The following is a 277-nucleotide window of genomic DNA, read 5'->3' as shown; positions in this document are numbered from 1 at the left end:
GAAATAATGAGATATACCGAGACAATATAGAGCGTGACGGAAGAGATGCTTCAGGGATTTTTTGTTGGGTGGCCGAACCCACCGTCATCTCATACACATTTAAAGCTGTTGGAAAAAAGTACTCATATTGTTTTGGCAGTGGATGATGAGAACGAGCAAGTAGTTGGTTTTATCACAGCAATTAGTGATGGAGTTCTGTCGGCTTACATTCCACTCTTGGAAGTTCTGACTGAGTATCAGGGAAGAGGAATAGGAAAAGAGCTGGTAAGACGAATGC

1 protein-coding gene is annotated in these 277 nt (G+C 42.2%); it reads left to right on the top strand.

What is annotated here, in order from left to right:
• Nucleotides 1–33 precede the first annotated feature (33 nt).
• Nucleotides 34–277: GNAT family N-acetyltransferase (locus tag AOA59_RS27670; protein WP_218212220.1), on the top strand; the 244-nt coding region annotated here is incomplete at its 3' end.

Origin of the sequence: Pseudomonas sp. 2822-15 (assembly GCF_002742515.1) — a bacterium.
GTDB classification, from domain to species: Bacteria; Pseudomonadota; Gammaproteobacteria; order Pseudomonadales; family Pseudomonadaceae; genus Aquipseudomonas; species Aquipseudomonas salomonii.
Note: the sequence above shows the minus strand (reverse complement) of the source record. Positions and strands in the feature narration are given on the sequence as shown.